This is a genomic window from Pseudomonas sp. MYb118, assembly GCF_040947875.1.
Taxonomy (GTDB): Bacteria; Pseudomonadota; Gammaproteobacteria; order Pseudomonadales; family Pseudomonadaceae; genus Aquipseudomonas.
Genome location: NZ_JBFRXN010000002.1, coordinates 2,337,602 through 2,352,149 on the forward strand (window position 1 = coordinate 2,337,602; position 14,548 = coordinate 2,352,149).

Genomic DNA, 14,548 nt, shown 5'->3' on the forward strand with positions numbered 1-14,548 from the left:
TCATGTCTTCAACCACTAAAAAAACCATTGATCTCAAGAAAAGTCTGGTTGATGCGATTCTTTCCGGCCTCATTGCCCTGATCGTATTCGGGCCAATTGTCGGCGTCGTGCTCGATGGCTACGGTTTCAACCTGGAAGCCACACGGGTAGCCTGGATCATCGCCGTCGTCATGGCTGGGCGCTTTGCCCTGAGCACTTTCCTGCAAACGTCCCGGGGCCTGAAAATCCTCGACAGCTTCGAGAGCTCCGGCTCCGGGGTTCACGTACTGCCGCCTGACTACAAATCACGCCTGCGCTGGATCATCCCGCTGATGATCGTCATCGCCGTGGTGCTGCCGTTTTTCTCCAACTCCTACCTGCTTGGCGTGGTCATCCTCGGCCTGATCTACGTGTTGCTGGGCCTGGGCCTGAACATCGTGGTCGGCCTGGCCGGCCTGCTCGACCTCGGTTACGTGGCGTTCTACGCCATCGGTGCCTATGGTCTGGCGCTGGGTTATCAATACCTGGGGCTGGGGTTCTGGACGGTGCTGCCGCTGGCGGCGATCACCGCAGGCCTGGCCGGTTGCATCCTCGGTTTCCCGGTGCTGCGCCTGCACGGCGACTACCTGGCGATCGTGACCCTGGGCTTTGGTGAAATCATCCGCCTGGTGCTCAACAACTGGCTGTCGCTGACCGGTGGCCCCAACGGCATGCCGGCGCCACTGCCGACCTTCTTCGGCCTGGAGTTCGGCAAGCGGGCCAAGGACGGCGGGGTGCCGTTCCATGAGTTCTTCGGCATCGCCTACAACCCGGACGTGAAGTACTACTTCATCTACGCCGTGCTGTTCCTGGTCGTGCTGGCCGTGCTGTACATCAAGCACCGTCTGGTCAAGATGCCGGTCGGTCGTGCCTGGGAAGCGCTGCGCGAAGATGAAATCGCCTGCCGCTCCATGGGCCTGAACCACGTGCTGGTCAAACTCTCGGCGTTCACCATCGGTGCATCGACCGCGGGCCTGGCCGGGGTGTTCTTTGCCACTTACCAGGGCTTCGTCAACCCGACCTCGTTCACCTTCTTCGAATCGGCGCTGATCCTCGCCATCGTGGTACTGGGCGGCATGGGTTCGACCATCGGCGTAGTCATCGCGGCCTTCGTGCTGACCGTGGCCCCGGAACTGCTGCGTGGGTTCGCCGAATACCGCGTCCTGCTGTTCGGCATCCTGATGGTGGTGATGATGATCTGGCGACCGCGCGGCCTGATTCGGATCAGCCGTACCGGTGTGACACCGCGTAAAGGAGTAGCGCCATGAGCGAAGTCGTCCTCTCGGTCGAGAAACTGATGATGCACTTCGGCGGCATCAAGGCGTTGAACGACGTCAGCCTGAATGTGCACCGCAACTCGATCTTCGCCCTGATCGGCCCCAACGGCGCCGGCAAGACCACCGTGTTCAACTGCCTGACCGGCTTCTACAAGGCCTCCGGCGGCAAGATCGAACTCAATGTGCGCGGTGAGCGCACCAACGTCATCCAGCTGCTGGGCGAGTCGTTCAAGCCGACTGACTTCGTTTCGCCGAAGTCCTTCGCCAGCCGCATGTACTACAAAATGTTCGGCGGCACCCACCTGGTCAACCGTGCGGGCCTGGCGCGTACGTTCCAGAACATTCGCCTGTTCAAGGAAATGTCGGTGCTGGAGAACCTGCTGGTGGCTCAGCACATGTGGGTCAACCGCAACCTGCTTGCGGGCATCCTCAACACCAAGGGCTACCGCAAGGCCGAAAGCGATGCGCTGGACCACGCCTTCTACTGGCTGGAAGTGGTGGACCTGGTGGACTGCGCCAACCGTCTGGCCGGTGAACTGTCCTACGGCCAGCAACGCCGCCTGGAAATCGCCCGGGCCATGTGCACCCGGCCGCAGATCATCTGCCTCGACGAACCGGCCGCCGGCCTCAACCCTCAGGAAACCGAAGCGCTGAGCGCGATGATCCGGCTGCTGCGCGACGAGCACGATCTGACCGTGGTGCTGATCGAACACGACATGGGCATGGTTATGAGCATTTCCGACCACATCGTGGTGCTGGACCACGGCGTCGTCATCGCCGAGGGCGGCCCCGACGATATCCGCAACAACCCGAAAGTGATTGCCGCCTACCTGGGCGCTGACGAAGAGGAAGTGGTATGAGTAAACCCATCCTCGAACTCAAGGAGCTGGACGTATTCTACGGGCCGATCCAGGCCCTGAAGAAAGTCTCGCTGCACATCAACGAAGGGGAAACCGTGAGCCTGATCGGCTCCAACGGCGCGGGCAAGTCGACCCTGCTGATGTCGATCTTCGGCCAGCCGCGCGCGGCGGGCGGGCAGATCCTCTACCAGGGCGTGGACATCACCCACAAGTCATCGCACTACATCGCTTCCAACGGCATCGCGCAATCGCCGGAAGGCCGGCGGGTGTTCCCCGACATGACCGTCGAAGAAAACCTGCTGATGGGCACCATTCCGATTGGTGACAAATACGCCAAGGAAGACATGCAGCGCATGTTCGAGCTGTTTCCGCGTCTGGAAGAGCGGCGCACTCAGCGGGCAATGACCATGTCCGGTGGCGAGCAGCAGATGCTCGCCATCGCCCGTGCGTTGATGAGCCGGCCGAAACTGCTGTTGCTCGATGAGCCGAGCCTGGGCCTGGCGCCCATCGTGGTGAAACAGATCTTCGCCACCCTGCGCGAACTGGCCAAGACCGGCATGACCATCTTCCTGGTCGAGCAGAACGCCAACCATGCGTTGCGCCTGTCGGACCGGGCCTATGTGATGGTCAACGGCGAAATCCGCATGAGCGGCACCGGCAAGGAGCTGCTGGTCGACGAGGACGTGCGCAACGCCTACCTCGGCGGGCATTGAGCCCCGCTGCAACACCCAAGCCCCGGCGCGCAAAGCGGCGGGGCTTTTTCATGACTATCCCACCCCTGTAGGAGCGAGCTTGTCGAGGCGTCGAACCGTCGCGATGGTCGTTAACGATAACGCAGGAATGTCTGACCCCCAGCGGTGTCTGGGCTTCCATCGCGAGCAAGCTCGCTCCTACAGGGGCGGGGGTTGGAGCAAATGGCCAATTGTGGAAAACAAATTCCAAAAGCCTTGAAAGCGCGACATAAAGCCGCTGTAAACAGTTGTTTCGCCACGCTTTTGACTTGTCCCCGTTTGCTGTGGAACTGGCTGTGAATAACATGGGAGTAGCCGGCTGAAAGCCTTTGAATTCGTGGCTTGCAGCGTGGTGATCGTTTTTTGATCAGGCGTTTTTGGCAGGCCTGCGACCGGTAATGTCAACCTTTTTATTGTTCACCGCCGCCGTATCAAACCGCTGGGCAAAGCCTGTGGATAACTCTGTGATTAAACTCTGGAAAGACTCAGCTGAGGGCCGTGGTTACTGGCTTGGCGCCATCTCTGTAGGATCGCTCCCATCGTGCAATATGCCATGGGCTGCACAACGGGCGTTCCAGGGTCAAGCAAAAAACTTTGCAATGGGGCCGCAAAGCCTTATGCACAGCGGCTTGCAGCGTATTCACTTGCCCCCGGAAACTGTGGAGCGGCTTGTGGATAACGTGCGGGTATATGGCTGCGGGCCACGATTTATCAGGCGTGCAGCGCTTTGATTGTTTTTTGTACAGCCGTGTCGGTTGCCGGTGCGTGTCAAGGCGGGCATGCTGCCAGCTGAATTTTCATTTCAAAGGCTGCGCAGCGGCCCAAGCAAGGAGAACACGATGTCCAACACCCTGTTTATTACTGGCGCGACTTCCGGCTTTGGTGAAGCCTGTGCCCGTCGTTTCGCCGAGGCTGGCTGGAAACTGGTGCTGACAGGTCGTCGTGAAGAGCGTCTGAATGCCCTGTGCGCCGAATTGTCGAAGCAGACCGAAGTGCATGGTCTGGTGCTCGATGTGCGTGATCGCAAGGCTATGGAAGAGGCGATCGCCAACCTGCCGCCGTCCTTCGCCAAGCTGCGCGGGCTGATCAACAACGCCGGCCTGGCTCTGGGGGCGGACCCGGCGCAGAAGTGCGACCTGGATGACTGGGACACCATGGTCGACACCAACATCAAGGGCCTGATGTACGCCACTCGCCTGCTGTTGCCGCGCCTGATCGCCCACGGCCGTGGTGCCGGTATCGTCAACCTGGGCTCGGTCGCGGGCAACTATCCGTACCCAGGCAGCCACGTGTATGGCGGCACCAAGGCGTTCGTCGGGCAGTTTTCGCTGAGCCTGCGCTGCGACCTGCAAGGCACCGGCGTGCGCGTCAGCAACATCGAACCGGGCCTGTGCGAGAGCGAGTTCTCGCTGGTGCGTTTCGGCGGGGATCAGGAGCGCTACAACGCCACCTACGCCGGCGCCGAGCCGATCCAGCCGCAGGACATCGCCGAGACGATCTTCTGGGTGCTCAATGCCCCGGCGCACATCAACATCAACACTCTGGAGTTGATGCCGGTGAGTCAGAGCTGGGCGGGGTTTGCGATTGATCGTTCGGGCGGCAAGGCTTAAGACCGCATCGTGGCCATCGCGAGCAGGCTCGCTCCCACAATTGATCGGCGTACACCGGGCCAATGTGGGAGCGAGCCTGCTCGCGATGACTATCTAACGGTTACTGCAGATACTCGACCAACCCGCGATAACAGGTCGCCAGGTGATAAGGCGTGGTCGACGGCATGTCGCGACGGCTGACTTCACCGTTCACCGCGCGGCATTCGTGCCATCCACCGGCATGCAGGAAGCGCCGTTGCAGGGTCTGCAACTGACGCAATACATGGGCGTCGCTGTCCGGCCGCAGGGTCAGGGCGCGCAGGTATTCCGCCTGGGCCCAGATGCGTTGGGTGGCATCGCGAGGCTCGCCATCGTGTTCCAGCACCAGAGTGGCCTTGACCGCCCCGGTCTTCTGATCGACACCCAGGCGCTCGGTGTACTTGAACGCACGCGTCAGTGAGGCGTGCAGTGCCGAGCCGCGCAGCAAGGGTGAAGATTCCAGCAGGAAAAACCACTCGAACTGATGCCCCGGTTCGAACCAGTTATCCACAGCACCCAACGGTTTCTCCATCAGCACGCCGTGTTCGGATTCGATAAAGCGTGCCTGCATGGCTGTGCATAACTCCACGAGCGCGGCCTGCACGGTGGCATCTTCACGCACCGACAGGGTGGCGAGGAAGGCTTCGGCCAGGTGCATCAGCGGGTTTTGCAGCGGCCCGCTGTCCAGTGACGACCAGTCGCGATCCAGGCTGGCCTCATACAGGCCGTCGCCGGTGGCGAAGCGTTCGGCGACCACTTGCAGCGCGGCATTGAGCACCGACTCCACCAGCGGTTCGCGCACCTTGCCCCAGTAATGGGCGCAGGCAAACACGATGAAGGCGTGGGTGTAGAGGTCCTTGCGTTGATCCAGCGGCGCGCCCTGCGGGTCGATGCTGTAGAACCAGCCGCCGTGCTCGGCGTCGTGGAAGTGTTGCTGCAGCGAGCGGAACAACGCCGCGGCGCGTGCCTGGGCGCCCGGCACCTCACCGATCAGGCTGGAAAACACATACAACTGCCGCGCGCAGGCCATGGCCCGGTAGCGTTGCGGCGGCAGTGGCTGATGCTCGGCGTCCAGCGCCTCATAGGGCAGCGCCATCTCGGCATTCCAGCCGGGACCCTGCCAGAGCGGCACGATCACGTCCCGAAAATGCGCTTGCACCGTGGCAAACAGAGCGGTCAGTTCAGGCTGGGAAGCGGAGCGGGAAACAGGCGGCATTGGGCTGGTGTCGTCGCGGCAGGGTGATTGCGCGATATGTTAGCAGGCCTGAGAGTTGTGGTGTCTGTTCGGGCCTCATCGCGGGCAAGCCCGCTCCTACATTTGTCCGGTGAACACAGTTCCAATGTGGGAGCGGGCTTGCCCGCGATGAGGCCCCTAAGGGCAATACAAAATCACCCCGCCAGCAACCATCCCCCAGTCACCGCCGAAACCACCCCCGCCACCCGCACCAACGGCGCCGCCGCCTGCGGCAACACCCGCACCAGCGCATACCCGGCGCCATGCAGCGCCGCCGTGGCTACCACGAACCCGGCCGCATACGCCCACGGGCTCGACATGTCCGGCAGTTCCAGGCCATGGGCCACGCCGTGGAACAGCGCAAACAACGCCGTCGCCGCCACCGCCAGGCTCAACGGCGGACGCACCGCCAGCGCCACGGCCAGACCCAGTGCCAGCACCGAGGCGGCGATTCCGCTTTCCAGTGCCGGCAGTTGCAGCCCGGCAAACCCCAGCAAGCCGCCCAGCAGCATCGTGCCGACAAAGGTGCACGGCAGCGCCCAGCGCGCAGCGCCTTGCTGCTGCGCGGCCCACAGCCCGACGGCGAACATGGCCAGCAAGTGGTCGAGGCCGCCGATTGGGTGGCTGATTCCGGCGATCAGGCCGTTATCGCCGTGGCCAGGGTGGGCGAGGGCGATGGCCGGGGTCAGCAGCAGCGCCAGGGCGCCGAAAATACGTTGGAGTGTCATCTGGGAGCTTCCTTGTTGAAATGAGGTGATCAGGCCGCGGTCAGCAGACCCTGGCATTCGATGAAGGCAATGATGTCGGCCAGGCCCATCCCGGTTTTCTGGTTGCTGAACACAAACGGCTTGCCGTTGCGCATGCGCTGGGTGTCGCTGGCCATCATCTCCAGCGAAGCGCCCACCAGCGGCGCGAGGTCGACCTTGTTGATCACCAGCAGATCGGACTTGCAGATCCCCGGCCCACCCTTGCGCGGCAGCTTGTCGCCGGCCGAGACGTCGATCACGTAGATCGTCAGGTCCGACAGTTCCGGGCTGAAGGTGGCGGACAGGTTGTCGCCGCCGGACTCCACCAGGATCAGGTCCAGCCCCGGAAAACGCCGGTTCAACTGATCGACGGCTTCGAGGTTGATCGAGGCATCCTCGCGGATCGCCGTGTGCGGGCAGCCGCCGGTTTCCACGCCGATGATGCGTTCCGGCGCCAGCGCCTGGTTGCGCACCAGGAAGTCGGCGTCTTCGCGGGTATAGATGTCGTTGGTGACGACCGCCAGGTTGTAGCGATCGCGCAGCGCCAGGCACAGGGCCAGGGTCAGTGCGGTTTTGCCGGAACCGACCGGGCCGCCGATGCCGACGCGCAGAGGTTGTGTGTTCATCTGATTCTCCAAAAATGATCGGCCTTAGGAACGGAACAGGCGGCTGTACTGGCGCTCATGGGCCATACACGTCAGGGACAGGCCAAACGCGGCGCTGCCCAGGTGTTCGGGGTTGATACGGCTGGCCTCCTGCTGGGCCTGTTGCAGCAGGGGCAGCAGTTCGCTGGTCAGGCGCTGCGCAGCTTGCTGGCCCAGCGGCAGGGTTTTCATCAGCACCGCCAACTGGTTTTCCAGCCAGCTCCACAGCCACGCGGCCAGGGCGTCCTGTGCGCTGATGTGCCAGGCCCGCGCCGCCAGTGCCCAACCCAGGGCCAGGTGTGGTTCGTCCTGGCGGTCGAGAAAGGTGCGGGCCGGCGCATCGAGTTCCGGCAGGCCGTTGAGCAACTGCTGCAACGAGTAACCCATCTGCCGGCTTTCCTGATGCAGTTCGCGGGTTTCGCGGCTGGCGCGGTGCTCGTCGCAGTGCTGCTGCAAGCCGGCCCAGTCGCCTGCGCCTGCCGCCACGCAATGGGCGAGCAGCAGCGGTGCTTCGAAGCGCGCCAGGTTGAGCAGCAGTTGGTCGCCGATCCAGCGTCGGGCGCTGGCGGTGTCGTGTACCCGGCCGTTATCCACAGCCATTTCCAGGCCCTGGGAATAGCTGTAGCCGCCAATCGGCAATTGCGGACTGGCCAGGCGCAGCAGCGCCCAGGCCGGGTTCATGTGCGCACGCCGAACTGATGCAGTTTCGGCGCGTAGTTGAAGTCCTCGTCGCCATGCCGCGAATGATGGTGACCGCCACCATAGGCGCCGTGCTCGGGCTGGAACGGTGCCTCGATGGCTTCGACGTGGGCGCCCAGCTGTTCAAGCATGGCCTTGAGCACGTAATCGTCGAGCAGGCGCAACCAGCCATCACCCACTTGCAGGGCGACGTGGCGGTTGCCCAGGTGATAGGCCGCGCGGGTCAGCTCGAAGGCATTGGCGCAGGTCACGTGCAGCAGTTGTTCGGCGCGGGCGCAGACGCGAACGATGCGTCCGTCTTCGGCTTCCAGGCATTCGCCGTCATACAGCGGCGCCTGGCCGCGTTCCAGGAACAAGCCGACGTCTTCACCCGTGGCACTGAAACAGCGCAGGCGGCTTTTGCTGCGTGCTTCGAAGGTCAGGTGCAGTTCGGCGGCCCAGGCAGGGCGGGGGTCGATTCGGCGATGAATCACCAACATTGGCAGGTATCCGGCAGTGGGCAGTGCCAAGGCTAGAGCAAGGGGCTTGCCAATCGGGTTTGGCGTAGGAAATGCCCGCAGTAGATGTAGGAATGTTTTCCGTTCGCGCGGCTTTTGCCTCGAAGTGGGGCGCGCTGTCCGAGTGAGGCACCGATTTGTGGCGTAAACAGGGCATGCCATTCATCGTTCACAAAATAGAACGCTAAGGCTAATTTTTGCCGTCTACCGCTCAAAAGGTCTTGGTTTTAATCTTCTCCCATCAACGCGAAACATACACCAACTACTGAAAATCAAAACCCCTTAGGAGCTACAGCCATGACCAACTACAAATACAACCGCCTGAACAAAGACGACGCTGCCGTACTGCTGGTTGACCACCAGGCAGGCCTCCTGTCCCTGGTTCGCGACATCGAACCGGATGCGTTCAAGAACAACGTGCTGGCCCTGGCTGACCTGGCCAAGTTCTTCAACCTGCCAACCATCCTCACCACCAGCTTCGAACAAGGCCCCAACGGCCCGCTGGTACCAGAACTGAAAGCGCTGTTCCCGGATGCCCCGTACATCGCCCGCCCTGGCCAGATCAACGCCTGGGACAACGAAGACTTCGTCAAGGCGGTGAAGGCCACTGGCAAGAAGCAACTGATCATCGCCGGTGTCGTGACCGAGGTGTGCGTGGCGTTCCCGGCCCTGGCCGCCCTGGAAGAAGAATTCGATGTGTTCGTGGTGACCGACGCTTCCGGCACCTTCAACCAGATGACCCGCGACGCCGCCCATGACCGCATGAGCCAGGCTGGTGCGCAACTGATGACCTGGTTCGGCGTGGCCTGCGAGCTGCACCGCGACTGGCGCAACGACATCGAAGGCCTGGCCGCGCTGTGCTCCAACCACATCCCGGACTACCGCAACCTGATGACCAGCTACAACGCTTTCAACACGGCCAAGTAAGCTGACTGCACTGGCCTCATCGCGAGCAGGCTCGCTCCCACATTGGTCCTGTGTGGGAGCGAGCCTGCTCGCGATGGGGTCAACAACCCATCACCGCACATCCATCCAATTCCTGCCGGGCAATCCCCGGCATGCTACGCAGTCGTGCCCACCGCTGCCGCATCCAGATGGAGAACACCATGACTCAAGACTCCAACGACAAGAGCCGTCGCCAGTTCCTCGCCAACAGCACCATCCTCGGTGCTGCCGGCGCGCTCTGGTCCGCCCTGCCATTCGCTGGCGCCACAGGTGCCGCCTACGCGTCGAGCCAGGGAGGCGCCATGACCGCCGACCTCATTCTGTTCAACGGCAAATTGCACACGGTCGATCGCGAGAAGCCCTTGGCTACCGCCGTGGCAATCAAGGACGGTCGCTTCATCGCCGTCGGCAGCGACGCTGAAGCCATGGCCCTCAAGACCTCGGCCACCAAGATCATCGACCTCAAGGGCCGCACGGTCATACCGGGCCTCAACGACTCGCACCTGCACCTGATCCGCGGTGGCCTCAATTACAACCTGGAACTGCGCTGGGAAGGCGTGCCTTCGGTGGCCGACGCCCTGCGCCTGCTCAGGGACCAGGCCGCGCGTACGCCGTCGCCGCAATGGGTGCGCGTGGTCGGTGGCTGGAACGAATTCCAGTTCGCCGAAAAACGCATGCCGACCCTGGAGGAAATCAACCAGGCCGCGCCCGATACCCCGGTGTTCCTGCTGCACCTGTACGACCGTGCACTGCTCAACCGTGCGGCGCTCAAGGCGGTGGGCTACACCAAGGACACGCCCAACCCGCCGGGTGGCGAGATCCAGCGCAACAAGTTCGGCGAGCCTACCGGCCTGCTGATCGCGCGGCCCAACGCCATGATTCTCTACGCCACGCTGGCCAAGGGACCGAAGCTGCCGTTGGAGTACCAGGTCAACTCGACCCGCCAGTTCATGCGCGAACTCAACCGCCTGGGCCTGACCAGTGCCATTGATGCCGGCGGCGGTTATCAGAACTACCCGGACGACTATCAGGTCATCCAGGAACTGGCCGACAAGGACCAGTTGACCGTGCGCATTGCCTACAACCTGTTCACCCAGAAACCCAAGGAAGAACTGGCTGACTTCAAGAACTGGACGTCGAAGGTCAAGCCCGGCGATGGCAGCGATTTCCTGCGTCACAACGGCGCCGGGGAAATGCTGGTGTTCTCTGCCGCCGACTTCGAGGACTTCCTCGAGCCGCGCCCCGACCTGCCGCAGACCATGGAGCAGGAACTGGAGCCGGTGGTGCGTCACCTGGTGGAACAACGCTGGCCCTTCCGTCTGCACGCCACCTACGACGAATCCATCAGCCGCATGCTCGACGTGTTCGAGAGGGTCAACCGCGACATCCCGTTCAACGGCCTGCCGTGGTTCTTCGATCACGCCGAAACCATCAGCGCGAAAAACATCGAGCGGGTACGTGCACTGGGCGGTGGTATCGCCATCCAGGACCGCATGGCGTTTCAGGGCGAGTACTTCGTCGACCGTTACGGCGCCAAGGCTGCGGAGAAAACCCCGCCGATCCAGCGCATGCTCGCCGAAGGCATCCCGGTGGGTGCCGGCACCGACGCCACGCGGGTCTCCAGCTACAACCCGTGGACGTCGCTGTACTGGCTGGTCAGCGGCAAGACCGTCGGGGGCATGGCGCTGTACCCGGAAGGCCTGAGCCGCGAAACCGCGCTGCAACTGTTCACCCACGGCAGCGCCTGGTTCTCCAGCGAGCAGGGCAAGAAGGGCCAGATCAAGGTCGGCCAACTGGCGGACCTGGCGGCGTTGTCGCTGGACTTCTTCAGTGTCGATGAAGAGGCGATCAAGGGCATCGAATCGGTGCTGACCATCGTCGATGGCAAGGTGGTGTACGGCGCGGCGGAGTTCGACAAGTTCGGCCCGGCGCAGGTGCCGGTGTTGCCCGAGTGGTCGCCGGTGGCCAAGGTGCCGGGGCACTGGCGCGCCGGTGCACCCTCATTGGCGGCAGTGGCCCACCAGTGTGTCGGACCTTGCGGAGTGCATGCCCACAGCCACGAGCGGGCGCGGCATTCGAGCGTGCCGGTCAATGACTACCAGGGGTTCTGGGGGGCGTTGGGTTGTTCGTGTTTTGCGTTCTGATGTGAAGGGGGGGAGCCGTTATGGCTCCCTTTTTTTGTGCTGTTTGATAGGGCCTCATCGCGAGCAAGCTCGCTCCTACAGGTACAAGGTGATCCCTGTAGGAGCGAGCTTGCTCGCGATGAGGCCATTGAAGCCGCTAGAGAGAGCGGGTCTTAACCACCGCCCCAGCCAACAAATGCCGAATCCGAATCGGCACCCCATCGGTCTGCAACTGCCGCACCCGCGCTTCGATCTTCAGCTCGCCACGGGTCACCCGGCCGTGATGGCGCAGATGCTCCAGCCACGATTCCTCGAAGAAGAACTCCACCCACAGATCGGCGTCGGCACTGTCGCGCATCAAGCCCCACGACAGCGCGCCATTGCGCTTGCGCATGGCTTCCAGATCCCGTGCGGCATGTTGGAACGCTTCGACCTTCGCCGGTTCGACGTGGTACTCGACCGTCACCATCACCGGCCCGCTGTCGCGGTCCAGGTCATCGCTGAGCAGCGGCGTCGGCCAGTGCAGTGACGGCGCCAGTTCTTCGACTTCGGTGCTCGGCAAGGTCACCTTGAGCGTCAGCAGCGTGCCCAGGGTCAGGCCGCCGGCGGCCAGCAGCAGGCTCAGGGTGATCGAGGCATGGCTGGCGATGCTGCCCCACAGCAGGCTGCCCGCCGCCATAGCGCCGAAAAACACCAGGATGTACACCGACAGCGCCCGTGCCCGCACCCAGGCCGGCACCGACGTCTGCGCCGCCACTTGCAGGTTGGACAGCACGGCAATCCATGCCGCACCGCTGAGCAGCATTGCCGGCAACAGCGCGTAGAAGTTGCGCGTCAGCGCGAGGGCCAGCAGGAACGCTGCGTACAGAAGGCTGGCTGCGGCGACCAGGCGATCACGGCTGATCTTGTCGCGCAGGCGCGGCAGCAGGGTCGCGCCACCTACCGCACCGATGCCGATCGCGGCCAGCAACATACCGAAGTCGGCGGCGCTGCCGTGCATCTCGCCGCGCACGATCAGCGGCAACAGCGACATGCCGGCGCTGGCGCAGAAGAAGAAGGCCAGGGCGCGGATCAGCACCGCCTGCAAGGGTCTGGAGCTGCGGGCGAAACGCAGGCCGGTGCGGATCGCGCCGACAAAACGCTCGGCGGGCAACAGCGGCTCCTGCACCTGACGTTTCCACAGCAGCAACACCAGGATCACTCCGGCGAACGACACGGCATTGAGGGCGAAGGTCAGCCAGGGCCCGACCAGGCTCACCAGCACCCCGGCCAGGGCCGGCCCCACCGCGCGCGATACGTTGATGCCGACGCTGGAAATCGCCACCGCATTGGACAGTTCATCCTTGCCCACCAGCTCCGGAGTCAGCGCGCTCCAGGCCGGCATCATCAGCGCGGTGCCGATGCCCAGTGCCAGGGTCAGCACCAGCAGCAAGGTCACGTTCATCAGGCCGAACAGGGTCAGCAAGGCCAGGGCCGCCGCCACCGCCGACATCCATAACTGCACCAGCAACAAATAGCGGCGCTTGTCGACGATGTCCGCGGCTGCACCGGCGGGCAGCGCCAGGAAAAACATCGGCAGCGAACCGGCCACCTGGATCAGCGCCACATGCAGCGGGCTGGCCGACAGCGTGGTCATCAACCAGCCGGCCCCGACTTCGTGCATCCAGGTGCCGATGTTGGAGGCGATGGTGGCAATCCACAGCATGCGGAAGGTGCTATTGCGCAGGGGGCTCCAGGCGCCTGAGGTTGCGTTGCTCATATCAGAAGCTGCCTTTGAGTGGGTATTCGAGGATCACGTAGATGCGGTCGATGTCATCGCCGGCCTGGGCGCTGTTGGCGCGGTGGCTGACATGGGACAACGACAGGTTCAGGCCTTTGGCGCTGCCCGACTGCACGGTGTATTTGAGGTCCAGGTCGCGCTCCCAGTGCCGGCCACCCTTGCCTTGCTGGGGCGTGAAGCGACCGTCGTCCGGGTCGAAAGGATTGTAGGCACCGCCCTGCGGGGCGTGGGTGCCGTCGATGCCGCTGCCGCTGACATAACGGGCCATCAGTTTCAGGCCGGGGACGCTGAAGCTGGCCATGTCGAGGTCGTAGCGCAGTTGCCAGGAGCGTTCGCCCGGGCCGTTGAAGTCGGCGTACTTGATCGAGTTGGCGAGGTAGATCGAATCGCCGCCGACGAAATCGAACGGCGTGTCGCCCTCGATCTTCTGATACGCCAGGGTCACGGCCTGGGCGCCGAAGCCGTACTTGGCGGCGACGCTGTAGGCCAGGGTGTCGATGGCCCCGGCACTGGCGTTGCCGGTGTCGCGGGTTTGATAGACGTTGCCGTCCAGGTGCCAGTTGCCTTGCCTGGCATTGAGGTTGAGGTAGGCCTGGCGCCAGGTGTCTTGCAGTTGCGAGGCGAACAGCGCGCCGCCGAACGGGCCGTCGGGGGCGTAGGTAGCGCCGGCCAGGCTGATGGCATGGCCATCGGTGTTGGCGCCGTAGCCATCGAAATCCTCGAAGCTGGAACTGCTGTCCTGGTTGCTGAATGCGGTAAAGCGCCCCGCTTGCAGGCGCCAGTCGGGCAGGTCGGTGTTTTCCAGCAGCCAGCCGGTGGCGTATTCCGGGCGCAGGCGTTTGTCGGCGGTGTCGAACACCGGGGTTTCGACGGTCATCTCGCCGTAGCGCAGCTGTGTGTTGCCCATGCGCAGTTTCACCGCCGCGCCGGCGCTGGAGTAATCGGACTCGGCGCGCCCATCGCTGTCCCGTGGCAGCAGACCGGTGCCGGCGTGGCCGCGCCCGCCGTCGAGCTTGAGGCCGACGAAGCCATGGGCGTCGAGGCCTACGCCGATCGTGCCGTCGGTGAACCCCGAGCGAATATCGCCAATGAACCCCTGGGCCCATTCCTGTCGATAGTTCTGGCCGCTGGGGCTCGGGGAGCGGAAGTCGCTGTGGAGGAAATAATTGCGGCTGAGCAGCGACCAGCCCGCTTCGTCATCGGCGTGGCTCAGGGGAGGGGTGATGATCGCGACAGTGGCGAGCAGGGCGCGCGATGGCCCACGGATAAAAGCAGTCATGGGCGCTCCGGTGCAGAGGAAGCGCCACTGTAGAGGAGCGTCTGGGACGGGGATTGTATCGTTGTGCTGGATCGCCGGCGGCGTGTG

The 14,548-nt window shown here is 63.5% G+C and carries 13 protein-coding genes; 6 read left to right on the forward strand and 7 right to left on the reverse strand.

The features are described from left to right. Nucleotides 1-2 precede the first annotated feature (2 nt). The 4 genes from livM (at nt 3) to ABVN20_RS16560 (ending at nt 4,496) form a co-directional block, all read left to right on the forward strand. A complete protein-coding gene (gene livM / locus ABVN20_RS16545; protein ID WP_368556779.1) occupies nt 3-1,286 on the forward strand; it encodes a high-affinity branched-chain amino acid ABC transporter permease LivM in 1,284 nt (427 codons plus the stop codon). Next, a complete protein-coding gene (locus ABVN20_RS16550; RefSeq protein ID WP_368556780.1) occupies nt 1,283-2,155 on the forward strand; it encodes an ATP-binding cassette domain-containing protein in 873 nt (290 codons plus the stop codon). The genes livM and ABVN20_RS16550 overlap by 4 nt, the downstream gene beginning before the upstream one ends. Beyond that, a complete protein-coding gene (locus ABVN20_RS16555; RefSeq protein WP_368556781.1) occupies nt 2,152-2,868 on the forward strand; it encodes an ABC transporter ATP-binding protein in 717 nt (238 codons plus the stop codon). The genes ABVN20_RS16550 and ABVN20_RS16555 overlap by 4 nt, the downstream gene beginning before the upstream one ends. Nucleotides 2,869-3,725: 857 nt before the next feature. Beyond that, a complete protein-coding gene (locus ABVN20_RS16560; protein WP_368556782.1) occupies nt 3,726-4,496 on the forward strand; it encodes an SDR family oxidoreductase in 771 nt (256 codons plus the stop codon). Nucleotides 4,497-4,596: 100 nt separating this feature from the next. Here ABVN20_RS16560 and ABVN20_RS16565 read toward each other — a convergent pair whose 3' ends face one another. From ABVN20_RS16565 to ureE, 5 genes are all read right to left on the reverse strand, one after another. Further along, nucleotides 4,597-5,730, reverse strand: a complete 1,134-nt coding sequence (locus ABVN20_RS16565) for an AGE family epimerase/isomerase (RefSeq protein WP_368556783.1) — start codon at nt 5,728-5,730, stop codon at nt 4,597-4,599. A gap of 173 nt (nt 5,731-5,903) precedes the next feature. Beyond that, a complete protein-coding gene (locus ABVN20_RS16570) occupies nt 5,904-6,476 on the reverse strand; it encodes a HupE/UreJ family protein (RefSeq protein WP_368556784.1) in 573 nt (190 codons plus the stop codon). Between the two features lie 29 nt (nt 6,477-6,505). Then, nucleotides 6,506-7,120, reverse strand: a complete 615-nt coding sequence (gene ureG, locus ABVN20_RS16575; RefSeq protein ID WP_368556785.1) for an urease accessory protein UreG — start codon at nt 7,118-7,120, stop codon at nt 6,506-6,508. 24 nt (nt 7,121-7,144) lie between these two features. Then, a complete protein-coding gene (locus ABVN20_RS16580) occupies nt 7,145-7,819 on the reverse strand; it encodes an urease accessory protein UreF (protein ID WP_368556786.1) in 675 nt (224 codons plus the stop codon). Further along, nucleotides 7,816-8,316, reverse strand: coding sequence for an urease accessory protein UreE (gene ureE / locus ABVN20_RS16585; protein ID WP_368556787.1), 501 nt, complete (start codon nt 8,314-8,316; stop codon nt 7,816-7,818). Before ureE ends, ABVN20_RS16580 begins: the two co-directional genes overlap by 4 nt. A gap of 315 nt (nt 8,317-8,631) precedes the next feature. Between ureE and ycaC the strand changes: the two genes are divergently transcribed. Next, on the forward strand, nt 8,632-9,261 hold the full coding sequence (ycaC, locus tag ABVN20_RS16590) for an isochorismate family cysteine hydrolase YcaC (protein WP_368556788.1): 630 nt from the start codon (nt 8,632-8,634) through the stop codon (nt 9,259-9,261). Between the two features lie 320 nt (nt 9,262-9,581). Then, nucleotides 9,582-11,423: an amidohydrolase gene (locus ABVN20_RS16595; RefSeq protein ID WP_368557718.1), complete on the forward strand. Its 1,842-nt coding sequence runs from the start codon at nt 9,582-9,584 to the stop codon at nt 11,421-11,423. A 136-nt stretch (nt 11,424-11,559) separates the two neighbouring features. Here the strand turns inward: ABVN20_RS16595 and ABVN20_RS16600 are convergent, their stop codons facing one another. Both ABVN20_RS16600 and ABVN20_RS16605 read right to left on the reverse strand, forming a co-directional pair. Beyond that, the gene (locus ABVN20_RS16600) at nt 11,560-13,161 is read right to left on the reverse strand and encodes an MFS transporter (RefSeq protein ID WP_368556789.1); all 1,602 of its coding nucleotides are present in this window, start codon (nt 13,159-13,161) and stop codon (nt 11,560-11,562) included. A gap of 1 nt (nt 13,162) precedes the next feature. After that, nucleotides 13,163-14,461, reverse strand: coding sequence for an OprD family porin (locus tag ABVN20_RS16605; protein ID WP_368556791.1), 1,299 nt, complete (start codon nt 14,459-14,461; stop codon nt 13,163-13,165). Nucleotides 14,462-14,548 lie beyond the last annotated feature (87 nt).